Here is a 21,402-nt window from a genome sequence, read left to right as displayed (position 1 = left end):
GCGCTCAAGCCATCCGAGGAGCCTGCATCATGCACCGGCTCAGTCGCGCGTCTGTGGCTCACCCAGGGTCAGCATCAGCCGGTTCGCCCAGTTGAAGAAGGAAGCGGCGTGGATCAGGTCGGCGATGGCGAGATCGTCGAGGCCGAGGCTGCGTAGCTTGCGGACATGCTCGGGACCGAAAGCGACCGGCGTCGCGGTCAGCGCGACCGAGGCCTCGACGACGGCGTTCCAGAGCGGATCGAGATCGGCCTGGACACCATCGTCCAGCAGGCGCTGAACGTCCTCGCGGCGCTTCGAGAAGGTGCTCGCGAAGCGGGCATGGACCGAAGCGCAATAGATGCAACCATTGCTGCGCGAGACGGCGGCGGCGGCAAGCTCGCGCTCGGCCCGCGGCAGGCCAGCCTTGGTGTTGTAGAAGATGTCCTTGTCGGCCAGCGTCCGCGCCTTGAGGATATCCGGATCATGCGCCAGCAGCCGGAAATACGGGCTCTTGGCGCGGGCGATGTCGACCAGGCCCTGCTTCTGGCGCTCGGTCAGCGCCTCTTCCGGGACCGGATCGACCCAGGCCGTCCAGTCCAGTTCAGCCTGCGTGAAGCGGGTGGGCGCGCCCGTCGCGGGGTGATCGAGAACGGCGGTGCTCATCGGGATGCTCCTCGGTTCAGGCGGCCGCGCCCAGAACGCGCAGGCCGTGGGCCGCGCGGATCTGGAAGGCGAGATAAGCGATGATCTGCGAAAGGGTGACGATCGCGGCCGTGCTCCAGCCGACCTGCTGCAGCGCGGCCAAATGCTGAGCCTGGGCATCGCGCGGATGGAAAACGAGCCGGTGCGTATGGAGGAGCGCGGCCGCGAGACGTTCGCCCAGCGCGTCCCGCTCGGCGGGTTCGAGCGCAAGCTCCGGCCCTGCAAGATCTTCGATCGAGAGAGGTCCGGCCGGATAGGCGCCATAGGGGCCGGTGGTGCGCGCCCGCTCGGCGATCGCCTGCGCCGCATTCGCCAGAGCTTCCCCAGCTAGCTGCGCCCGCAGCAGCCCGAGGTAATGGTCGGATGACGGCCCATCCTCGTGCAGAAGCGCGACGAAGGCGGCCACCGCCAGTCGCTCGTCGAGGGTGACGCTCGTCCTGTCGCCGGCCTCGAACAAGGCCGCATAGCTCGCCTGCACATTGTCGCGCGTCTGCGGCCGCTCCCGGCGAAGCGCGTCGAGATGCGTGCCGCCGGAGACCTTGGCGAGCGTGTCGAGGATGTCCGCAGCAGCGGTAGCGTGATCGGTCATGGTCAAAGCCTCATGCGGTCGCAGTGAGCGGGCGCAGCCGGACGGGCTGCTGCGAGGGGGCTTCTTTCCAGCCCAGCGCGGGGGCGACCGCTTCGGCCGTGAGCTCGATGGAGCGCAGCACGAGCGGGTGCGGCGGATCGACGGAATGGACCTGGAAGACCACGTCGGTGGCGCGGGGCAGCACCGTATCGGCCTGCAGCGACGCGATCACGTCATCCGGCGCTCCGACATGGGTGTCGAGCGAGCGAATGAGGCCGGCGAGGCTGCGATCGGCGAGTCGGTGGCCGCTGGCAACGAAGCGCTCGAATACGGCGTTCAGGCCGCGTTCCGCCTGTTTCAGCGCCTCGGTGCGGCTGTCGGCGACGAAAAGCGAGCGCGAGGCCATGATCCGAGGTGCGATGCCTGCCGGGAGATTGGCGAGATAGGCGTCGACGATCGGATTCTGGATCTCGGGCAGCGTTGCGTCGGGCCGCTCCGGGCTGCGCGGTTGCGTGCGCGAGAGCATCAGCCCCGCGCCGGCCTTGCCGATCCGCTCGGCGCCGGCAACCGAGAAGGTGGCGTGCCAGGTGCGCTCCTGCAGGTTGTCGGCAGCCGGATAGAGCCGGTTCTGCGGATGGCCGAGTTCTGCCCCGCTCCAGGCGCGGTGCAGCATGTCGAGCTTGCGCGCGAAGACGTCGGCGCGCTCGCCCTTTTCGATGCCGAAGGCGAGGAAGGTCTCGGGCGTCGTGCCAGTACCGAGCCCGACCTCGAGGCGCCCGCCCGACAGAAGGTCGACCGTGACGGTGTCCTCCGCGATGCGCACGGGGTCCTCCATCGGCAGGATGATGATGCCGGTGCCGAGGCGGATGCGGCTGGTGCGGGCCGCGACGAAGGCCAGGAAGGGCAGCGGCGACGGCAGGCCGCCCTCGTCCCGATGGAAGTGATGCTGAGCGACCCAGGCGCTGTCGAAGCCATGGCGCTCGGCATGGACGATCTGCTCGGCCGCAAGACGATAGCGCTCGCCGGCAGGCGCGTCATCGAGCAGACGGGTGAAGAAGCCGATGCGTTTGCCGGCCATGGCGAAACCTTTCAAGAGATACCGGCCGAAGCCTTGCTGTAGGAAATGGCTGGATCGGTGCCGGCGAAGGAGAGGCCGAACAGACCTTCGCCCCGTCGCACGAGATGGCTCGCCACGACGCCGCTGCCGGCACGCTCCGGCGCCAGCAGGATCAGCCGTGTCCCGCCGAGCTCGAGGCTCGTGGCCACCGCCTCCAAGCCCGGTCGCAGGCCGATGGGCTGGGCCGGCTGGCCGATCAGGGCCGACCAGCGCCGCGAAGACCGATCGAGATCGTTCACGGCCAGGCTGATCGTGGCAAGGCCGGTCGCGCCATTGGCGTGACGCGGCGCTGCCGGCACTCTCAGCGCACGCGGCGTGACATCCGAGCAGAAGAACGGCAGGTCGGTCCCGGCCGGCCGCGCCGTGCGCCAGACCAGCGTTTCGCCATCGGGGCGCTTGCGGCCGCCATCCTGCGGCGCCCCGTAGCCGAGCTCAGCCTCGGCGGCCCGATCCAGCACGGCGTCGAGATCCTCCGGCAGCAGGGCGAGATCGATCGGCCCCTCCCCGTCCTTCTGCAGCACGCGCCACCAGAAGAAGTCCTCCTGCGGGAGCGGGAAGGCGATAATCTCGATATAGGCGCCGTCGGCGAAGGAGATCAGGGCGTTGACGCTGCCGCGCGGATGGGTGCCGCCCGGCTCGACGGTGAAGCCGCGCTCCCGCCACGCGGCGATGGAACGGTCGAGATCGTCGGTGACGATCACCGCATGGTCGACCCTCAGGGTCTGCCGGGTCGTGTCGTTCAAGCTCATGCCGCCTCCGCGCCGCCGAGATAGGCATCCCTGATCCGGGTATCGGTCAGAAGATCGGCGGCCTTGCCTTCGAGAACGATGCGGCCGGTCTGCAGGACATAGCCGCGATGGGCAATCTGCAGCGCCAAGCTGGCATTCTGCTCGACCATGAAGACGGCAACGCCTTGCCTGTTGATGTCGCGGATCAGCTCCAGCACGCGCTCGACCCAGAGCGGCGAGAGCCCCATGGTCGGCTCGTCCATGATGATCACGCGCGGCCTGCTCATCAGCGCCCGCGCCATCGCCACCATCTGCTGCTCGCCACCAGACAGGGTTCCGGCCTGCTGGTCGAGCCGCTGGGCGACGCGCGGGAACAGCCCGAGCACGCGGTCGAGATCGGCGGCGATGCCGGCCTTGTCGTCGCGCACGAAGGCGCCCATGAGCAGGTTCTCGCGCACGCTCATCGCCCCAAAGAGGCGGCGCGCCTCCGGCACGGTGCCGACGCCAAGCCGCACGATCTCCGGAGTCTTGAGCTTCAGCGTCGAGATCCCGTCGACGAGCACGTCGCCGGCGGCCGGCTTCACCAGCCCGAGGATGATCTTCATCGTCGTCGACTTGCCGCTGGCATTGCCGCCGAGCAGGCAGACCGCCTCGCCCTTCGCGACATGCAGCGAGAGGCCGAAATGGGCTTGCACCGGACCGTAATAGGTGTCGATGGCCTTGAGTTCGAGGATCGGGGTTTCGTCGCTCATCGCAGCACCTCAGGCCTGGACAGTGGCGCGTTCGACCGCCGACGCCGGCGAACCGGCCGGTGAGGCCGCCCCGACGCCGCCATGGCCGAGATAGGCCTCGATCACCACCGGATCGTTCCGCACCGCCTGCGGCAGGCCCTCGGCGATGGTCTTGCCGTCGTCCAGCACCACGACGCGGTCGGACAGCCGCATCACCATGTCCAGCTTGTGCTCGATCAGCAGAATCGTCTGGCCGCGCCCCTTCAGCCCAGCCAGGATCTCCAGCATCTCGGCCGTCTCGGTCTGGTTCATCCCCGCCGTCGGCTCGTCGAGCAGCAGGAGCTTCGGGCGCGCCGCCAAGGCCCGCGCAATCTCGACGCGGCGGCGGTTGGCGTAGGACAGGCTGTAGGCCGGCTGGTCGATGCGCGGCAAAAGCCTGTCACCGAAGATCGCCAGGATCTCGCGGACCTCCTCGCGCAGTGCCTCTTCCTCGCGCCTGACCGAGGCGGGCCGGACCAGCGCCAGCGCCAGTTCGGCCAGCGGGCCGACGACCGGCCAGTCCGGACGCACGGCCTTCAGCCGCCGATGGGCTCCGACGAGAACGTTGTCGGCGACGCTGAGATTGGCGAAGACCCGGCCGTGCTGGAAGGTGCGCAACAGCCCGGCCCGTGCGATGGCTTCGGGCGGCCGGCCGGCAACGTCCGCACCGTCGAACCGGACCGTTCCCTCGTCCGGCTTGTCGAGGCCGCTGATCAGGTTGAACGCGGTCGTCTTGCCCGCGCCGTTCGGCCCGATGACGCTGACGAACTCGCCTTCCGCCACTTTAAGGTCGAGTCCGGCGACGGCGGTGAGGCCACCGAAGCGGCGCGTCAGCCCGCTTACCTCCAGAAGAGGTTTTGCGGCGGGCAGGCTCGAAACAGGAAAATGAGCGGTCACCGGCATTTCCTCAGACGGTTCCGAGCAGGCCCTGCGGCCGGAAGCGCACCAGCAGCAGCAGCGCGATGCCGTAGAACAGGATGCGGTACTCGGCCGCGACACGGAAGATCTCGGGCAGGCCGATCAGGGCGAGCGAGCCGAGGATCGCGCCACCGACATTGCCCATGCCGCCGAGGATCGCGATGGTCAGTGCCAGCACGGAGATCTGCGTGTTGAAGGTCTCGTGGTTGATGTAGGAATACATATGCGCGGTGAAGGCGCCGCTGATCCCGGCGAAGAAGCCGCCGAAGGCGAAAGCGAGGCCCTTGTAGCGTTCGAGCCCGATGCCGAAGGAGCGCGCCGCGACATCGTCGTCGCGCACGGCCCTGAGCGTCCGGCCGAGATGCGAGCGGAGCAGGCGCAGCTGCAGCAGCGCGAGCCCCGCCATCAGGGCGAAGGCGAACCAGTAGATCGCGTTGGTGTCGTAGAGGTCGCGGCCGAAGAGCGAGAGCGGCGGGATGCCGGCAACGCCGATGGGTCCGCGCGTGACGCTCTCCCAGTTCAGGATGACCAGCGCCACGATCTCGCCGATGCCGAGCGTGGCAATCGAGACGTAGTGCCCGCGCAGGCGGAAGGCCGGCGAGACGAGGAGCGTGCCGATGCCGGCGGCCGCGAAACCGCCGATCAGCAGCGTCAGCCAGACCGGCCAGCCGAGATTGGAGGCGAGCAGCGCCGAGGTGTAGCCGCCGATCGCGAGCAAGGCGGCATGGCCGAGCGAGACCTGCCCGCTTGTGCCGGCCACCAGCGTGATGCTCAGGCCCAGCAGCGCATAGAGCCAGGCATTGGTCAGCGTCTGGATGAGATAGCCGTTGTCGACGATCAGCGGCAGCGCGATCGCCAGCGCGGCCAGCGCCGCGATCAGCAGCGGCGGGAGCCTGACCGGCTTGCTCGGCGCGACGAAGGTGCCGGTCATCGGCTCGGGCGGGAGCTGACGCCGGCTGGCGAAGAGGCCGTTCGGCCGGATGACGAGGATCGCGATCAACAGGACGAAGGCGAAAAGATTGCGATAGCTGGTGCCGAGCAGCGCCACACCGTAGCTCTCCACCAGCCCGAGCAGCAGCGAGCCGACGATCGCGCCCGGCACATTGCCGACGCCGCCCACGACCTCGGCGACGATGCCCTTCAGCGTCGCCTCGAAGCCCATCGTCGGGGTGATGACGTTGTAATACATGCCGACCAACACGCCGCCGACGCCGCCCAGAGCCGAGGCGATGGCAAAGACGATGCTGTTGACCCGGTCGACATCGACGCCCATCGCCCGAGCGGCGTCCCGGTCCAGCGCCGTCGCCCGCACGGCCCAGCCCCATTTCGACAGCTTCAGGAAGCCGAACAGGGCCGCTGCGGCGCTGATGCCGATGCCGGCGATCAACAGGTCGAGCACGCCGATCGAGCCGCCGCCGATCGCGATGCGCCAGTTCGGCACCTGCATCGGGACCGCACGCGGATCGGGGCTGAACAGGATCTGGACCGTCTGGTCGAGCACGAAGCTCAGCCCGATCGTCGCCAGCAGCGGTGCGATCCGCGGCGCACCCGCCAGCGGGCGGATCCCGAAGCGCTCGATCACCACGCCGAGCGCGGCGGTGACGATCACCACGATCGCCAGCGTCAACGGAAAGGGCGTCTGCAGCACCGAGACAGCGACCCAGCCGACATAGGCGCCGACGACATAGACCGAGCCATGCGCGAAGTTGATCAGCCGGCTGACACCGAAGATCAGAGCAAGACCCACGGCCAGCAGCCCGTAGATATTGCCGATGATCAGGCCGTTGATCGTGTGGTCGAACCAGGAGGTCATGGCGATGCTTCAGCGCGGCGGCGAACAGTGAACGGCATCGGCCAAGCAGCGCCGCCGCGGCGACGCTGTGCCCCCGAAGCCGTGCGGTCTCTCAGTTGGTGACTTTCTGGCCGTTCCACAGCGTGAAGCGGCCATTCTTCACCACGAGCTCGGCGCTCTTGGCGCCAGCGACGCGCCGAGTCGCCGGGTCGAAGCTGGCCTTGCCGTAGATCACGCTCGGCACGTCCTTCACCTTGGCCAGGGTGTCGCGGATGGTCTTGCGCTCCAGATCCGGCGCCTCGCGCAGCACCTGTCCGAACAGGATGACGGTGTCATAGGCGTAGGAATTGAACGCGTCCGGCTCCTTGTCGTATTTCGCCTTGAAGGCTTGGACGAAGGTCTGCACCTCGGGCCGCGGATCCTCCGGGAAGAAGCGCGACGAGGTGAACACGCCCTCCGCCGCATCGCCGCCGAGCTCGACGAATTTCGGCGAGTAGATCGAACTCGCCGCCGCCACCGGAACCGTGAGCCCGGTCTGCCTCGCCTGCCGCACGAGCAGCGCGGCATCCGCATAATAGGATACCAGGAAGAGGCTGTCGGGCTTTGCGTCGCGGACGCGCACCAGGGTCGAGCGGAAATCCTTCTCCTCCGGCAGATAGCCTTCCGTGGCGACGACCTCGGCGCCCAGCGCCTTGGCGGCCGTGACGAGATGGTCCTTGCTGGTGCGGCCCCAGTCCGTGTTGAGGTGCAGCACCGCGATGCGCTTGAAGCCGAGCCGCTTCACCGCGAAGGCGGCGTTGAGCGGCTGCTCCTCGGCCTGGCTGACCGAATTGCTCCAGATGAAATCGCCCGTCTTGGTGAAGTCGGGATGGGAATTGGTGAAGCCGAACTGCAGGAGGCCGGCCCGCTGATAGATCGGCGAAGCCGCCATCGAAGCCGGGCTGGAGAAATCGCCGAGCTCGGCGACGATGCGCTTGTCGGCAATGAACTTCTGCGCGACCGCGACCGTCTGCTTGGGGTCGCTCTGCGTGTCCTCGAAGAGGTAGCGCAGGGGCCGCCCCTTGATGCCACCGGAGCCGTTGATCTGGTCGAGCGCGAGGTCGAAGCCCTGCTTCCACTGCGCGCCGTACTGAGCATTGGGACCGGTCAGCGGACCGCTCACGCCAAGATAGATCGGCTCGCCCGCGGCCTCCGCCGCCCCGGCGCTTCCAGCACCAACGGCCACTGCCAAAGCCGAGCCGCCAGCCAGAAAAAGACGACGATTGATCACAACGCGCTCCACAGCATTCAGAAAATCGAACTGCCCGAAAAGCTGCGCCCGATCGGAGCGGCGGTCAAGAAAACGTTCTTTTAAAGGAACAACCTCACGGAGAATAATGATCCAACGCCGGATGAAGCGACGCTATTTGTTAGCTAATTTCCCTCGAATGGCTTCCAGGACCAAATGCCGGCCAACAGAAAGGTTCGTTAAAACGAACTATCACCGTGATCGCCGCGACGAACCATTCCGACCGTATCGACCCCGCTGTGAAGCGCGCGGGGCGGCTCGACCGTGATCGCCCATCTCACCGTGCAGCGGCGTTCTCGCTGAGACGGCGCAAACGAAACCGCCTCCAGCAGGAGTGGCCGGAGGCGGGCTCTTCGTTTGCTTATTCGGCAGCCTGCAAGGCCGGAGCCTCGATATCGTGCCGGGCGAGCGGGCGGTTGCCGGCGAGCTTCCGCATCAGCACGTAGAAGACCGGCGTCAGGAAGATGCCAAAGGCGGTGACGCCGATCATGCCGGCGAAGACCGCGACGCCCATGGCCTGCCGCATCTCGGCGCCCGCCCCGGTCGAGATCACCAGCGGCACCACGCCCATGACGAAGGCGAGCGAGGTCATCAGGATCGGACGCAGGCGCAGGCGGCTGGCCTCGATCGCGGCCTCGATTGGTGTCTTGCCCTCGAATTCGAGCTCTCGCGCGAATTCGACGATCAGGATGGCGTTCTTGGCGGATAGTCCGACGAGAACCACGAGGCCGATCTGGGTGAAGACGTTGTTGTCTCCGCCCGAGAGCCAGACGCCGGTCAACGCCGCGAGCAGGCCCATCGGGATGATCAGCAGGATCGCGATCGGCAGGGTCATGCTCTCGTACTGGGCCGCCAGCACCAGGAAGACCAGCAGGATCGCCACCGGGAAGACGATCACCGCCGAATTGCCGGCCAGGATCTCCTGATAGGTCAGCTCGGTCCATTCGAAGGCAAAGCCCTTGGGCAGGGTTTCGTCGGCGATGCGCTGGACCGCGGCCTGCGCCTGTCCTGAGGAGAAGCCCGGCGCCGCGCCGGCATTGATGTCGGCCGAGAGGAAGCCGTTATAGCGCATGGCGCGCTCCGGGCCGGAGTCGGCGCGCACATTCAGCACGGCGCTGAGCGGGATCATGTCGCCGTTGTTCGAGCGCACCTTGAGCTGGCCAACATGCTCCGGCAGGGCGCGGAAGGGCGCATCGGCCTGGACGCGCACGGTGTAGGTGCGGCCGAAGCGGTTGAAGTCATTGACATAGGTCGAGCCGAGATAGGTCTGCAGCGTGTCGAAGACCTCCGTCACGGGCACGCCGAGCTGGCGGGCCTTGGTGCGGTCGATATCGGCATAGAGCTGCGGGACATTGACCTGGAAGCTCGAGAACATGCCGGCGATCTCCGGCGCGGTCGCGGCCTTGCCCATGAAGGCCTTGGTCGCCTCGTCGAGCGCGGCATAGCCCAGGCCGGCGCGATCCTCGATCTGCAGCTTGAAGCCGCCGATCGTGCCGAGGCCCTGCACGGGCGGCGGCGGGAACATCGCGATGAAGGCTTCCTTGATGCCAGAGAATTCCTTGTTGAGCTGCATCGCAATGGCGTTGCCGCTCAGGGACGGGTCCTTGCGGTCGTGGAAGGGCTTCAGGCCGACGAAGACGATGCCGGAGTTGGACGAGTTGGTGAAGCCGTTGATCGAGAGGCCCGGGAAGGAGATCGCGTTCTCGACGCCCGGATGCTTCAGCGCGATCTCGTCCATGCGGCGGATGACATCCTCCGTCCGGTCGAGGGTCGCGGCATCCGGCAACTGGGCGAAGCCGACGAGATACTGCTTGTCCTGGCCCGGCACGAAGCCGGACGGCACCGCCTTGAACAGCACGCCGGTCGCGCCGAGCATGACGACATAGACCGCGAGCATCACCGCGCGATGCGAGATCACCCGGCGCACGCCGCCGCCATAGGCCTCCGACGAGCGGTTGAAGAAGCGGTTGAAGGCGCGGAAGAACCAGCCGAACAGCTTGTCCATGACCCGCGTCAGCGCATCCTTCGGGGCATGGTGGCCCTTGAGTAGGAGCGCGGCCAGAGCCGGCGACAGGGTCAGCGAGTTGATCGCGGAGATCACCGTCGAGATCGCGATGGTCAGCGCGAACTGGCGGTAGAACTGTCCAGTCAGGCCTGAGATGAAGGCGAGCGGCACGAAGACTGCGACCAGCACCAACGCGATCGCGATGATCGGGCCGGAGACCTCGCGCATCGCCTTGTAGGTCGCTTCGCGCGGCGAGAGGCCGTTCTCGATATTGCGCTCGACATTCTCGACCACGACGATCGCGTCGTCGACGACGATGCCGATGGCCAGCACGAGGCCGAACAGGCTGAGCGCATTGATCGAGAAGCCGAGGAGATACATCACCGCGAAGGTGCCGACGACCGAGATCGGCACGGCGACGAGCGGGATGATCGAGGCGCGCCAGGTCTGCAGGAAGACGATGACGACGAGCACGACGAGCGCGACCGCCTCCAGCAGCGTCGAGATCACCGCCTTGATCGAGGCGCGCACGAACTGGGTGGTGTCGTAGACGATCGAGTAGTCCACGCCCTCGGGCATGTTCTGCTTGATCTCGCGCATCGTCTCCTGGACGCGGTCGGCGATCGCGATGGCGTTCGAGCCCGGCGCCTGGAAGACGGGCACAGCGACGGCCGACTTGCCGTTGAGCAGCGAGCGCAGCGCATAGTCGGCGGCGCCGAGCTCGATGCGGGAGATGTCCTTCAGCCGGACGACCGCGCCGTCGGCGGCGGTCTTGACGATGATCTCGCCGAACTGCTCCTCGGTCTGGAGGCGCCCCTGCGCGTTGACCGAAAGCTGCAGGTCGAGGCCCGGCGCATTCGGCGAGGCGCCGATCACGCCGGCCGCGGCCTGGACGTTCTGGGCGCGGATCTCGCGCACGATGTCGCCGGGCGAAAGCCCGTGCTCGGCGACCTTCTGCGGGTCGAGCCAGACGCGCATCGAATAGTCGCCCGAGCCGAAGAGCTGGACCTGGCCGACGCCGTCGATGCGAGCGAGCCGGTCCTTGACGTTCAGCACCGCGTAATTGCGCAGATAGGTCATGTCGTAGCGGCCGTTCGGCGAGGTGATGTGCACCACCATCGTCAGGTCCGGCGAGCTCTTGACCGTGGTGACGCCGAGCCGGCGAACCTCCTCGGGCAGGCGCGGCTCGGCCTGGCTGACGCGGTTCTGGACGAGTTGCTGGGCCTTGTCCGGGTCGGTGCCGAGGCGGAAGGTGACGTTCAGCGTCATCACGCCGTCGGTCGTCGCCTGGCTCGACATGTAGAGCATGCCTTCGACGCCGTTGATCTGCTCCTCGATCGGCGTCGCCACCGTCTCGGCGATCACGCGCGGGCTGGCGCCGGGATACTGCGCCCGCACGACGACCGTCGGCGGGACGACCTCGGGATATTCCGAGATCGGCAGGGCCCTGATCGAGAGCAGCCCTGCCAGGAAGATCAGAACGGAGAGGACCGCCGCGAAGATCGGCCGGTCGATGAAGAATTTCGAGAGGTTCATGGATAGCGCCCCCTTTCGAGCGGCTTATGCTTGCGGCTGCGGGCCCGTCTCGCGGCACCCGCAGCCGATCGTTGATGTCAGCGTTGCGCGAGTTCGGTCGCGGGCTTCCTGAGCTCGGTCTTCTCGGCCATCGAGACGAGCTCGGGGGCGACCGTCGCGCCGGGGCGGACGCGCTGGAGCCCGTTGACGACGATGCGCTCGCCGGGCTTCAGGCCGGCGGTGACGACGCGCAGGCCGTCATGGGCGGCGCCGAGCGAGACCTCGCGCCAGGTAGCCTTGGCGTCGTCGCCGACCACGAAGACGAACTTCTTGTTCTGGTCGGTGCCGACGGCGCGCTCGTTGATGACGAGCTGCTGCTCGGCCTTGGCCTGGCCGAGCTGGACCCGGACGAACTGGCCGGGCATCAGCTTGCCGTCGGGGTTGTCGAGCCTGGCGCGCACCCTGACCGTGCCGCTGGCGCCGTCGATGCCGTTATCGACGAAGTGCAGCTTGCCGCTGAACTGCGCAGGCTGCGCCGTCGCGGTGGAGAGCCTGACCGGGATCTGCTCCAGCGCGCGCGAACCATCCGGCAGCGAGGCCAGCGCATCGAGCACGCTGCGCTCGTCGGCATTGAAGGCGGCGTAGATGGGGTCGACCGAGAGCAGCGAGGTCAGCACCTGCCCACCCGCCGCGATCAGGTTGCCGACGGTGACGTCGAGCCGGCCGATGCGGCCGCTGATCGGGGCGCGGATCTGGGTATAATCGAGATTGAGCTGCGCCGTGCGGCGGGCGGCCTCGGCGACCTGGAGATTGGCCTGAGCCTCCCGCAGATTGTTGATGCGGGTATCGATGTCGCGCTGGGAGAGGTTGCGGGTCGCCAGCAATTGCTGGCCGCGCTCGTTCTCGCTCTCGGCCAGCGCGACCCTGGCCTTCGCACCCTGCACCTGCGCCTCGGCCCGCTGCAGATCGGCCAGATAGGGAGCCTGGTCGATGCTGACGAGCAGGTCGCCCTGCTTGACGAGATTGCCCTCGCGGAAATGCACGGCTTCGACGACGCCGGCGACGCGCGAGCGCAGTTCGACGCGCTCGATCGCCTCCAGCCGGCCGGAGAATTCGGCCCAGGGCACGATCTCGCGCGCTTCGACGGTCGCGACGGAGACGGGGATGGCGGGCGGCGCTGCGGGCGCGGTATCGCCTTGCGCGCGGGTGCCGGAGAGGGTGAAGACCGCAACGGCGGTCAGGGCGACGGAGGCGGTGAGGCCGGCCAAAAGGCCACGACGGTTCGTTCCCGGAATCATGGGTTCGGTCCTTCCTTGAAAATGCTGTGGGGGTTCGAAAGAGGAGAGCGCTAGGAGGGCGCGGTCCGTTCATAGAAGGCGGCGATCTCGCCGCAGCTCTTGCAGAGGCAGGAACCTTCCTCGGCCGCATCCGCATAGGCCTGCGGCCAGCGGGTCGGCGCGTTGAACTCGACATGGCGGACGGCGATGCCGGCCTGGCCGAGACGATCGGCGTATTGCGCGGCTTCGTCGCGCATCGGGTCGTCCTGTCCGCTGATCAACAGAGCCGGCGGCAGGCCGGCGAGGCGGGTCGCTTGGAGCGGGGCGGCGTAGGGATGGGCGGCGCGCTCGGGCGTGCCGAGATAATCGGCCCAGCCATCGGCCCAGCGGCAGCCGACCGGGCCGGCCTGCGCGCCGCGCAGCGAAGCGGTTCCGAGGCAGGCGTCGAGCATCGGTGAGAACAGGATCTGGCCGGCGAGCGCCGGGCCGCCGCGATCGCGCGCCATCATGGCCAGCGCCGCGGCAAGATTGCCGCCGGCTTCCTCGCCGGCGATGTAGAGCGGTGCGCCGCGCGTCGCCCAGCGATTGCGCCCCCTGGCGAGAGCCTCGAGCGCTGCATAGATGCGCTCCAGCGTTTCGGGGAAGCGCTGGACCGGCGCGAGCGGATAGGAGAGCGAGAACACGACCGCGCCGGCTTCCGTCAGCGCCGTGGCGACGGCCTGCCCCTCGGCCGGCGAGCCGCTGTTGAAGTGGCCGCCATGCAGATGGAGCACGAGCCCGGCATTGTCCGGCACCTCGGCAGGCACGTAGAGCCGGCCGGTGAAGCTCTCTCCACGGGCGCTCAGGGTTTCCTCCCGCCAGAAGACGGAAAGGACCGGTTGCAGTTTCTGCGCGGCGATCGCGGGCATGGCGCACCCTCGCTGTTGCGTTGCAGCACGAAATAGTGAATCGGCATTTCCGAATAAATACGCTATTTGCTTATTCATTGTTCACGTACGGAAATAATCCGAGGGCGTATGGACCAGCTTGCCGCGATGCGGGCCTTCGTGCGGGTCGTCGAGACCGGGACCTTCACGCGTGCCGCCGATCTTCTGGACATGCCGAAGCCGACCGTCACCAAGCTGATCCAGCAGTTGGAGGGGCATCTGCGCGCCAAGCTGCTCAACCGGACGACGCGGCGCGTGACCGTGACCATGGATGGCGCGGCCTATTACGAACGGGCGCTGCGGCTGCTCGACGAACTCTCGGAGCTCGACGCGAGTCTGACGCTGGCGCAGGCGCGGCCGAGCGGGCGATTGCGAGTCGATTGCAGCTCGTCGCTGGCAGTCTCGGTCATCATCCCCGCGCTGCATGAGTTTCATGCGCGCTATCCCGATATCCAGCTCGATCTCGGCCTGAGCGACCGGCCGGCAGACCTGATCGGCGAGAACCTGGACTGCGCTGTGCGGGCCGGCGAGATCGTCGACCAGAGCCTGATCGCGCGGCGGATCGGCGAGATGCAACTCATCACCTGCGCCACGCCGGACTATCTGGCGCGCTTCGGCACGCCGGTCCATCCGCGCGATATCGAGGATGGCCACCAGATCGTCGCCTATCGGCCGGCGCTCGGCGGCCGGGTGCTGCCGCTGATCTATCAGAACCAGAACGAGACGATCGAGCTCAGCGGGCGCTACACGATCGCGCTCAATGACGGCATGGGCTATCTCGCCGCCGGGCTCGCCAGCCACGGCATCATGCAGTTGCCGACCTTCATGGCCCGCGTGCCGATCGCCGATGGGCGGCTCGTGCCGCTGCTGCTGGACTGGTGCGCAGCGCCGAAGCCGCTGCACATCGTCTATCCGCCGAACCGCCATCTCAGCAACAAGGTGCGCGTCTTCGTCGATTGGCTGGCGGAGCTGTTCGCGCGCGAGGAACTGGTCCTGTCGCGCAACGCCGACTCCCTGCCCGGCTGCCTGCCGGAGATTCTTCCAGCAATACCTACGCCGATGCCGCCGAAGGCCCGTCAGCTCTCTTCGAACAGCAGCGCGTAGCTTTCCTCGCCGCCAGCGACCTTGCGGATGCAGTCGCGGAGCGGACCGGCGCCAATCTGACGGCCGATCTCACGGCCAGTCTGCGCGGCCGTCGACACGCCTACGCCACCGCGATCCCAACAATCCTTTGCAGATCCTCGGTCTCCCCGCTGGCGTTCCTCCTTGCAGGACACAGTTTCGCGCCCGGTGAGACTACCGAGACGCCGGATGGAACGGCAGAAATGCGCCGTGAGCCCGGCGCTACAGGGCTTCGCACGCACTCACACCACCGATGATCTCAGTAGAAGGATTGGAAATGACCTTCCGCAACGGCCTGAACTCGCTCCTTCGTCCCGAAGACTCGGTTCTCGTTCTGATCGACCATCAACCCTATCAGCTTGCCAATCTGAACAGTCACGACCCCCATATGGTCGTCAACAATACGACAGCGCTGGCTAAGCTCGCAAAAGCCTTCGATGTTCCGACCATTCTCACCAGCGTGATCGCGGCGCGCGGTGGCCTTCTCTTCAAACAGATCACCGACGTATTTCCGGGTCAGGACGTCATCGATCGCACCTGGGTGAACACCTGGGAGGACGAGAATGTCGTGAGCGTCGTCAAGGCGACCGGCCGCAAGCAGCTGATCATCGCCGGCCTGTGGACCGAAGTCTGCGTCGCAATGCCTGTCATCCAGGCCGCCGGCGAAGGCTGGGACGTGACCGTGATCACCGACGCATCGGGCGGCATTTCGAAGGAATCTCACGAAGTGGCCATTCAGCGAATGATCGCGGCCGGCGCGAACCCGATGACGGTGATGGCGCTCGCCGGCGAATGGCAGCGCGACTGGGCACGCACGGAGCATGTCGAAGAGCTGACACAGATTCTGATCGATCACTTCGGCGGCAGCGGCATCGCCTATCTGTGGGAGCAGCAGTTGCTCAACACGCCGGCGCCGAAGGCCGCCGGCTGATCGAAGCGGGATGACGAGATCCCGCGCGATGCATTCCGCTTCAGTTGAATGCTTGTCGGGATCCGTCATCCCATCTCAACGCTCGGCCGGACGTGGGCACGCCGAGCATCGATCGCGTCGCTCCAGCGGGAGCGGCTGGCGACTGCCGGTGACGTCGATCCGGGGCTTCGTCGTCGCGATGATCGTCGGTGCGACACAGGTCGAGGCACAGGTCGGGACCGATATCGGCCGCGCTCCGACCTTGACGATCGAGCGTTACCCCGAAAGCTGGTCTTATCTGGCAGACCCCGCCCGGCGGACGGGGCGGTGGACGGAGCCGTTCAAATACATCCCGCTGAGCACGGATGGATCGGCCTATCTCACGACAGGTCTCGAAATCCGATCGCGCTACGAAGGCTATGCCAATCCCCGTTGGGGTGAAGCGCCGCACGACGGCTATGTCTGGCATCGCTTCATGCCCTATGCCGATTTCCATGTCGGGAAGCTGCGCCTGTTCGCCCAGCCCATCATCTCCGGGATCTCGGGCGTGCGCCGCACCAAGCGACCCGTCGATACGACCGGTGCGGATATGCTGCAGGCTTTCGTCGAGGTGGAGACGGATGTCGCGGAGGCGACCTCGCTGCGGATGTCGGCAGGTCGCAAGCTGATCTCGCTGGGCGCGGGACGTTTCGTCGACACGCGCTACGGTCCCAATATCCCTCAGGCCTTCGACGGCTTCGATGTGGCTCTGATGGCCCCGACCCGGCAGGTCACGGCTCTCGCCGTTCGTCCGGTCGACAACCGGCTCGACAGTTTCGACGATCGGACGTCGACCCAGAAATCCCTCTGGGGCGTCTATGCGACGCAATGGCTGGGAGATGGTCGAGCGAAAGGCTTCGACGTCTACTACCTGGGGCTGCGAGACCGGAACGCGGTCTACGATCAGGGAACCGGGAAAGAGCTGGTCCACACTTTCGGCACCCGCATATTCGGAGACACCGGCTCCTCATACTGGAACATCGAGGCCGCCGTTCAGAACGGAACGTTCGCAGGCCACCGCAGGGCGGCATGGGGCATCGGCGGCGAGATCGGCTATCGCTTTGCCCAGGCTCCGCTGCAGCCCGACCTCAGGCTCGCCGCCGACGTGATTTCGGGCGACGACGATCCGGACGATCCGAAACTGGGAACGCTCAATCCCCTCTTTCCAAGGGGCAAGTACTTCGTGTCCCAGTCGCCGATCGGGCCGCGCAACCTGATCCAGCTTCGGCCCTCCATCACGATCCATCCGCGCAAGGACGTCGAGCTGTCGCTGTCGGGGTCGGCCTATTGGCGACAGAGCACCGGGGACGGCATCTACGCGATCTCGGGGGCGCTCGTACGAAGCGGCAGGGGCAGCGATGCGCGCTTCATCGGAACGCAGGCCGAGATCGCCGTCGCCTGGCAGGCCACGCCGGAGCTCAACCTGGCAGCCTCGGTCGGCGTCTTCGATCCGGGAACGTTCATTCGGGAGACCGGCCCGGCTCAGCTCATCAAGCTCGTCGGCGTCATGGCGAACTATCGATTCTGACCATGCCGTCCTTCGCTTCTCTCGAACCCATCTCCCCAAGCCGCGCCGGTGAATGAGCCCGAGGATCGACGCCCGGCTGGTCCAAAGGGTCGCGGGTCCGATGCCCGCCGAGCCTTAGCGCCCCGGCTCAGCGAGGCGAGAGTTCCGCCCGGAGATTTCGATCGGCGGTTCGGTTGACATTGCCGCCTCTTCTGCCGGGCGATGTTTCACCGATCGCGACCCCAGATTTCCGGATTCTGCGCGAAGTACTCGAGCAGCATCTCGGTCAGCACCCTGACTTTTCGCGATGGGTGCTGACCCGGCGGGCGGACCACATAGGCGGCCCCCGGAGGGACCGGATAGCGTGTCATGATCGGGACCAGCGCACCGGAGGCCACATGTCCATATGTGATGCAATCGGGGAGCCAGGCGATGCCGAGACCCGCCACCGCGGCTGCCGCGAGCGCTGTGGCGCTGTCGGCCTTGAACCGGCCCTGCGGCTGAATCGTGACGATCTTGTCGCCATCCATGAACTGCCAGGTTTCCGTTCCCTGCATCAGGGCCGGATGGGTCACGAGTTCGTCCAGAGATTCGGGCGCCCCGTGCACTGCGATATAATTCGGGCTCGCGACGAGCTTCCCATGGATCGGTCCGACGCGCTTCGCGATCAGATTGGAGTCCTGAAGGTAGCCGCCCCGGATCGCGCAATCGAAACCTTCGGCGATCAGATCGACGAAGCGATCGCTGTAGGATGTATGGAGGTGGAGCTGCGGGTGCTGGCGTGCCATTTCCGCGAGCACCGGAGCGAAATGGGTCGGGCCGAAAGTCAGCGGCATGGCAACCCGGAGGCGGCCCCGCAGTTCACCGGTGGGGTGGATCGCTTCCCTGGCCGTATCGATCTCGGCGCTGGCTCTGGCCGCATGATCCCTGAACGTCGCCCCCGCTTCCGTAAGCGCGGCGCCCCGCGTCGTCCTCGCAAGAAGCTGGACGCCGATTTCTGCCTCGATGCGGAGGAGCCGACGGCTGACGATCGATTTTGCGATGCCGAGCCGTCGCGCGGCCGCCGATACCCCGCCGGCATCGGCCACTGCGACGAATGTCTGCAGATCTTCGATATCCAATTCAACGTTCCCCATTTCGCGACACAGCGTGCCTGATTATGGCACTACCTCGTCACTGAAAGGAACGGCAGATTACCTCGGACAGCGGCGGGCTCGATCTGCCCGCGATGACAGACCGTTCATGTGCGGCGACGGCGTAAGAGACCGCCGCGCCGCCTTTTTGATGAACTCGCGGAGAACCCTCGATGCCTCCCAACTCCGCTCCGCGCGTGCCGCTCAGCCGCCGCGAAGCCGTGATCTCGGCTTCGGCGCTCGCCGCGAGCTTCACCTTGTCGCCAGGCACTGCGCATGCCGCGGGGCCGATCACCCACGATGTTCACGCAGGAAAACACCCCATGGGCTTTGTCACGACCGACGACGGCGTTCAGATCTTCTACAAGGACTGGGGTCCCAAGGACGCCCAGCCGATCGTTTTCCATCACGGCTGGCCGCTCAGCTCCGATGACTGGGACGCGCAGATGCTGTTCTTCCTGTCGAAGGGATATCGCGTCGTGGCGCATGACCGGCGCGGCCACGGACGCTCGGAGCAGGTCCCCGGCGGTCACGACATCGATCACTATGCGGCAGACGCGTTCGCGGTCGCCGAGGCGCTGAACTTGAAGAACGCGGTTCACATCGGCCATTCCACCGGTGGTGGCGAAGTGGCACGGTACGTGGCGCGGCATGGTGGACCGGCAGGTCGGGTGGCCAAGGCCGTTCTCGTCGCCGCCATTCCACCGCTCATGCTGAAAACCGGCGACAACCCCGAAGGCACGCCGATGACGGTTTTCGATGGCTTTCGGGCGGCACTGGCCAGCAACCGCGCGCAATTCTTCCGCGACGTCCCGTCAGGCCCATTCTACGGCTTCAACCGCAAGGGCGCGACAATCCATGAAGGCGTGATCCAGAACTGGTGGCGGCAAGGCATGATGGGAAGCGCCAAGGCGCATTATGACGGCATCAAGGCCTTCTCGGAAACCGACCAGACCGAGGACCTCAAGGCGATCACCGTGCCGACGCTGGTGCTGCACGGCGAAGACGACCAGGTCGTTCCGATCGCAGCCTCGGCTTTGAAGGCGGTCAAGCTGCTGCCGAAAGGCTCGTTGAAGACCTATCCCGGCTTCTCGCACGGCATGCTGACGGTGAACGCCGACGTACTGAACGCCGACATTCTGTCGTTCGTCACGAACTGAAGTGGCCGCAGGCGCTGCTAAACGAGAGGATGACCAAATGAGCAGGCTTGACGGCAAGACGGCGGTCGTAACGGGCGGCGCGACCGGGATCGGCTTCGCATCGGCCAAGCGGTTCATCGAGGAAGGCGCCTTCGTGTTCCTTTTCGGCCGCAGCCAATCGGCACTTGATAAAGCAGTGGCGAAACTCGGGCCGAATGCGCGGGCCGTCGCGGGGTCGATCAACGAGACCGCTGATCTCGACCGACTATTCGCAACCGTCAGAGAGGAGCGCGGCAGGGTCGATATCCTGCTCGCAAACGCCGCCGTCTCGGAACCGACGCCGCTTGGGCAGATCGCCAGCGACCAGTTCGATCGAGTCTTCGGCGCGAACGTGAAAGGCTTGCTGCTCACCGTCCAGGGCGCCTTGCCGCTTATGGGCGAAGGCGGATCCATCATTCTGACCGGGTCGAGCGCGTCGGTGAAGGCGTTTCCGAATTTCAGCCTGTATGCCGCAACAAAGGCCGCGGTCCGCAGCTTCGCGCGCAGTTGGACACCGGAACTCGCCGACAGGGGAATCCGCGTGAACGTGCTCTCACCCGGCGGCACACGGACTGAAAAGGCGCTGGAGCTCATGGGCGACGAAGGTGTCGCGGCGCTTGCAAAGGCGACGCCTGTCGGGCGCATCGCTGATCCGGATGAGATCGGCGCGGTCGCGGCATTCCTCGCTTCGAGCGACAGCAGCTTCATCGCCGGGAGCGAGGTCTTCGCCGATGGTGGCATCGCCCAGGTGTAGGCCTCGCTGGCTGTTCGGGACTTCGAGACTTGTGCGGCGGCCTTGCCGATAGGTCTAACCGTTCCTCAGGCGAACGCTCGCGCAGCGGAAGAACCATGAAAGCAGCCATCTATGATCACCCCGGCCCGCCGGATGTCCTTCGTTATGTGGATGTCCCCGATCCGGTCTGTCCAAGCGATGGTGTCCTGATCCGCGTCGAGGCGGCCGCCATCGAGGGCGGCGACCTGATCAATCGCGCGTCCACGCCGCCGCCCCATCCTGCCTTTGTCCTCGGCTATGCGGCCGCCGGCGAAATCGTCGCGGTCGGAGAGAAGGTAAGGGATCGCCATATGGGCCAGAAGGTGACGAGCTTCGATCTCGCCGGGTCGCACGCGGAGCTGCGCGCCGTCGCCGCCAGCCGGACCTGGCCTGTGCCGGAGGGTCTCGACATGGCCGCCGCCGCGGCGCTGCCGATCGCGTTCGGAACCGCCCATCATTGTCTCTTCGCTCGGGGCGGCTTGAAACGCGGCGAGACTGTCCTCATCCAGGCAGGCGCCGGAGGCGTCGGGCTTGCCGCCATCCAGCTCGCGCACCAGGCGGGCGCGACTGTGCTGGCAACGGTCTCCGGGGACAGGCGGGCCGAACGCCTTGTCGGGCTTGGCCTCGATCATGCGATCGATCATCGCTCGGCCGACGTCGTCGATACCGTCATGCGTCTGACGGAAGGGCGCGGCGTGGATCTCGTGGTGGACCCGGTCGGAACCACCCTGCAAGCTTCACTCGCCGCGCTGCGCCCCGAGGGGCGTCTGGTCTTCGTCGGCAACGCCGGCGGGTCTCAGCTCACCATTGATCTTTGGCCAGCGCTGCAGGCGAACCGGTCGCTCTTCGGCGTGTTCATGGGGACGCAGTTCGAAAAGTCGGATGTCTACAGCACTGTTTCCCGGATGCTGGAGCAGGCGGCGCTCGGGCATCTCAAGGTGATCGTCGACAGGACGTTTCCGCTCGCGGCCGCGGCCGAGGCTCACGCCTATGCCGAAGGCAACTCCATCCTCGGGCGCGTCGTCCTCGTCCCGAACTGACAATGAGTCTCATAGGTCGGATGATGATCGTACCGGCCAAACCAGCGAACTGGCCTGCCCCGATTGAGTGGTCCGGCTTCGATCTCATGCATGCTCGGCTTTGCTGCCATGTTTGA

The 21,402-nt window shown here is 66.6% G+C and carries 19 protein-coding genes; 7 read left to right on the top strand and 12 right to left on the bottom strand.

Annotated elements, in window-relative coordinates:
- Positions 1 to 39 precede the first annotated feature (39 nt).
- The 8 genes from GY40_RS11730 to GY40_RS11695 form a co-directional block, all read right to left on the bottom strand.
- Positions 40 to 642 (bottom strand): alkylhydroperoxidase domain protein, encoded by a 603-nt coding sequence (locus tag GY40_RS11730; RefSeq protein WP_038362056.1) that lies wholly within the window; start codon positions 640 to 642, stop codon positions 40 to 42.
- A gap of 16 nt (positions 643 to 658) precedes the next feature.
- The gene (locus tag GY40_RS11725) at positions 659 to 1,270 is read right to left on the bottom strand and encodes a CMD domain protein (RefSeq protein WP_038362054.1); all 612 of its coding nucleotides are present in this window, start codon (positions 1,268 to 1,270) and stop codon (positions 659 to 661) included.
- A 10-nt stretch (positions 1,271 to 1,280) separates the two neighbouring features.
- On the bottom strand, positions 1,281 to 2,327 hold the full coding sequence (locus GY40_RS11720) for a putative FMN-dependent luciferase-like monooxygenase (RefSeq protein WP_038362052.1): 1,047 nt from the start codon (positions 2,325 to 2,327) through the stop codon (positions 1,281 to 1,283).
- Between the two features lie 11 nt (positions 2,328 to 2,338).
- Entirely contained in the window at positions 2,339 to 3,115 is a 777-nt protein-coding gene (locus tag GY40_RS11715; protein ID WP_038362050.1) for a VOC family protein, read from the bottom strand.
- On the bottom strand, positions 3,112 to 3,846 hold the full coding sequence (locus GY40_RS11710; RefSeq protein WP_038362047.1) for an ABC transporter ATP-binding protein: 735 nt from the start codon (positions 3,844 to 3,846) through the stop codon (positions 3,112 to 3,114). The genes GY40_RS11715 and GY40_RS11710 overlap by 4 nt, the downstream gene beginning before the upstream one ends.
- Positions 3,847 to 3,855: 9 nt before the next feature.
- Complete coding sequence (locus GY40_RS11705; RefSeq protein WP_248311140.1) at positions 3,856 to 4,761, bottom strand: ABC transporter ATP-binding protein; 906 nt, start codon at positions 4,759 to 4,761, stop codon at positions 3,856 to 3,858.
- Between the two features lie 10 nt (positions 4,762 to 4,771).
- A complete protein-coding gene (locus GY40_RS11700) occupies positions 4,772 to 6,595 on the bottom strand; it encodes an ABC transporter permease (protein WP_038362045.1) in 1,824 nt (607 codons plus the stop codon).
- A gap of 91 nt (positions 6,596 to 6,686) precedes the next feature.
- Positions 6,687 to 7,844: an ABC transporter substrate-binding protein gene (locus GY40_RS11695; RefSeq protein ID WP_156115924.1), complete on the bottom strand. Its 1,158-nt coding sequence runs from the start codon at positions 7,842 to 7,844 to the stop codon at positions 6,687 to 6,689.
- A gap of 146 nt (positions 7,845 to 7,990) precedes the next feature.
- Between GY40_RS11695 and GY40_RS28550 the strand changes: the two genes are divergently transcribed.
- Positions 7,991 to 8,308: an AAA family ATPase gene (locus GY40_RS28550; RefSeq protein WP_156115933.1), complete on the top strand. Its 318-nt coding sequence runs from the start codon at positions 7,991 to 7,993 to the stop codon at positions 8,306 to 8,308.
- Here GY40_RS28550 and GY40_RS11690 read toward each other — a convergent pair.
- From GY40_RS11690 to GY40_RS11680, 3 genes are all read right to left on the bottom strand, one after another.
- The gene (locus tag GY40_RS11690) at positions 8,224 to 11,403 is read right to left on the bottom strand and encodes an efflux RND transporter permease subunit (protein ID WP_038362043.1); all 3,180 of its coding nucleotides are present in this window, start codon (positions 11,401 to 11,403) and stop codon (positions 8,224 to 8,226) included. The two genes, GY40_RS28550 and GY40_RS11690, sit on opposite strands and share 85 nt — an antisense overlap.
- Positions 11,404 to 11,480: 77 nt before the next feature.
- Positions 11,481 to 12,680, bottom strand: coding sequence for an efflux RND transporter periplasmic adaptor subunit (locus tag GY40_RS11685; protein WP_038362041.1), 1,200 nt, complete (start codon positions 12,678 to 12,680; stop codon positions 11,481 to 11,483).
- Positions 12,681 to 12,730: 50 nt separating this feature from the next.
- On the bottom strand, positions 12,731 to 13,567 hold the full coding sequence (locus GY40_RS11680; RefSeq protein WP_051987786.1) for an alpha/beta hydrolase fold domain-containing protein: 837 nt from the start codon (positions 13,565 to 13,567) through the stop codon (positions 12,731 to 12,733).
- Positions 13,568 to 13,675: 108 nt separating this feature from the next.
- Between GY40_RS11680 and GY40_RS11675 the strand changes: the two genes are divergently transcribed.
- The 3 genes from GY40_RS11675 to GY40_RS11665 all read left to right on the top strand — a co-directional run bounded on the left by GY40_RS11675 (position 13,676) and on the right by GY40_RS11665 (position 17,184).
- A complete protein-coding gene (locus tag GY40_RS11675; protein ID WP_081925315.1) occupies positions 13,676 to 14,689 on the top strand; it encodes a LysR family transcriptional regulator in 1,014 nt (337 codons plus the stop codon).
- Positions 14,690 to 14,984: 295 nt separating this feature from the next.
- Positions 14,985 to 15,638 carry a hydrolase gene (locus GY40_RS11670; protein WP_038362037.1) on the top strand — a complete coding sequence of 218 codons (654 nt, stop codon included), beginning with the start codon at positions 14,985 to 14,987 and terminating at the stop codon, positions 15,636 to 15,638.
- 148 nt (positions 15,639 to 15,786) lie between these two features.
- Positions 15,787 to 17,184: an alginate export family protein gene (locus GY40_RS11665; protein WP_197062732.1), complete on the top strand. Its 1,398-nt coding sequence runs from the start codon at positions 15,787 to 15,789 to the stop codon at positions 17,182 to 17,184.
- Positions 17,185 to 17,390: 206 nt separating this feature from the next.
- Here GY40_RS11665 and GY40_RS11660 read toward each other — a convergent pair whose 3' ends face one another.
- The gene (locus tag GY40_RS11660; RefSeq protein WP_038362035.1) at positions 17,391 to 18,284 is read right to left on the bottom strand and encodes a LysR family transcriptional regulator; all 894 of its coding nucleotides are present in this window, start codon (positions 18,282 to 18,284) and stop codon (positions 17,391 to 17,393) included.
- 335 nt (positions 18,285 to 18,619) lie between these two features.
- Here GY40_RS11660 and GY40_RS11655 point away from each other — a divergent pair, with 335 nt between their 5' ends.
- The 3 genes from GY40_RS11655 (at position 18,620) to GY40_RS11645 (ending at position 21,286) form a co-directional block, all read left to right on the top strand.
- Positions 18,620 to 19,456 carry an alpha/beta fold hydrolase gene (locus GY40_RS11655; protein WP_038362032.1) on the top strand — a complete coding sequence of 279 codons (837 nt, stop codon included), beginning with the start codon at positions 18,620 to 18,622 and terminating at the stop codon, positions 19,454 to 19,456.
- A gap of 37 nt (positions 19,457 to 19,493) precedes the next feature.
- The gene (locus GY40_RS11650) at positions 19,494 to 20,228 is read left to right on the top strand and encodes an SDR family NAD(P)-dependent oxidoreductase (protein WP_038362030.1); all 735 of its coding nucleotides are present in this window, start codon (positions 19,494 to 19,496) and stop codon (positions 20,226 to 20,228) included.
- Positions 20,229 to 20,323: 95 nt separating this feature from the next.
- Positions 20,324 to 21,286 carry a quinone oxidoreductase family protein gene (locus GY40_RS11645; RefSeq protein ID WP_038362028.1) on the top strand — a complete coding sequence of 321 codons (963 nt, stop codon included), beginning with the start codon at positions 20,324 to 20,326 and terminating at the stop codon, positions 21,284 to 21,286.
- Positions 21,287 to 21,402 lie beyond the last annotated feature (116 nt).

This window comes from Allobosea sp. UNC402CLCol, from assembly GCF_000745475.1.
GTDB classification, from domain to species: Bacteria; Pseudomonadota; Alphaproteobacteria; order Rhizobiales; family Beijerinckiaceae; genus Allobosea; species Allobosea spartocytisi.
Note: the sequence above shows the minus strand (reverse complement) of the source record. Positions and strands in the feature narration are given on the sequence as shown.

What these genes read in the sequence shown, in the direction of transcription:
- GY40_RS11675 (WP_081925315.1), top strand. Translation starts at nt 13,676, where the DNA reads ATGGACCAGCTTGCCGCGATGCGGGCCTTCGTGCGGGTCGTCGAGACC.
- GY40_RS11685 (WP_038362041.1), bottom strand. Translation starts at nt 12,680, where the DNA reads ATGATTCCGGGAACGAACCGTCGTGGCCTTTTGGCCGGCCTCACCGCC.
- GY40_RS11655 (WP_038362032.1), top strand. Translation starts at nt 18,620, where the DNA reads ATGGGCTTTGTCACGACCGACGACGGCGTTCAGATCTTCTACAAGGAC.
- GY40_RS11670 (WP_038362037.1), top strand. Translation starts at nt 14,985, where the DNA reads ATGACCTTCCGCAACGGCCTGAACTCGCTCCTTCGTCCCGAAGACTCG.
- GY40_RS11720 (WP_038362052.1), bottom strand. Translation starts at nt 2,327, where the DNA reads ATGGCCGGCAAACGCATCGGCTTCTTCACCCGTCTGCTCGATGACGCG.
- GY40_RS11645 (WP_038362028.1), top strand. Translation starts at nt 20,324, where the DNA reads ATGAAAGCAGCCATCTATGATCACCCCGGCCCGCCGGATGTCCTTCGT.
- GY40_RS11710 (WP_038362047.1), bottom strand. Translation starts at nt 3,846, where the DNA reads ATGAGCGACGAAACCCCGATCCTCGAACTCAAGGCCATCGACACCTAT.
- GY40_RS11730 (WP_038362056.1), bottom strand. Translation starts at nt 642, where the DNA reads ATGAGCACCGCCGTTCTCGATCACCCCGCGACGGGCGCGCCCACCCGC.
- GY40_RS11725 (WP_038362054.1), bottom strand. Translation starts at nt 1,270, where the DNA reads ATGACCGATCACGCTACCGCTGCTGCGGACATCCTCGACACGCTCGCC.
- GY40_RS11690 (WP_038362043.1), bottom strand. Translation starts at nt 11,403, where the DNA reads ATGAACCTCTCGAAATTCTTCATCGACCGGCCGATCTTCGCGGCGGTC.
- GY40_RS11680 (WP_051987786.1), bottom strand. Translation starts at nt 13,567, where the DNA reads ATGCCCGCGATCGCCGCGCAGAAACTGCAACCGGTCCTTTCCGTCTTC.
- GY40_RS11700 (WP_038362045.1), bottom strand. Translation starts at nt 6,595, where the DNA reads ATGACCTCCTGGTTCGACCACACGATCAACGGCCTGATCATCGGCAAT.
- GY40_RS11650 (WP_038362030.1), top strand. Translation starts at nt 19,494, where the DNA reads ATGAGCAGGCTTGACGGCAAGACGGCGGTCGTAACGGGCGGCGCGACC.
- GY40_RS11715 (WP_038362050.1), bottom strand. Translation starts at nt 3,115, where the DNA reads ATGAGCTTGAACGACACGACCCGGCAGACCCTGAGGGTCGACCATGCG.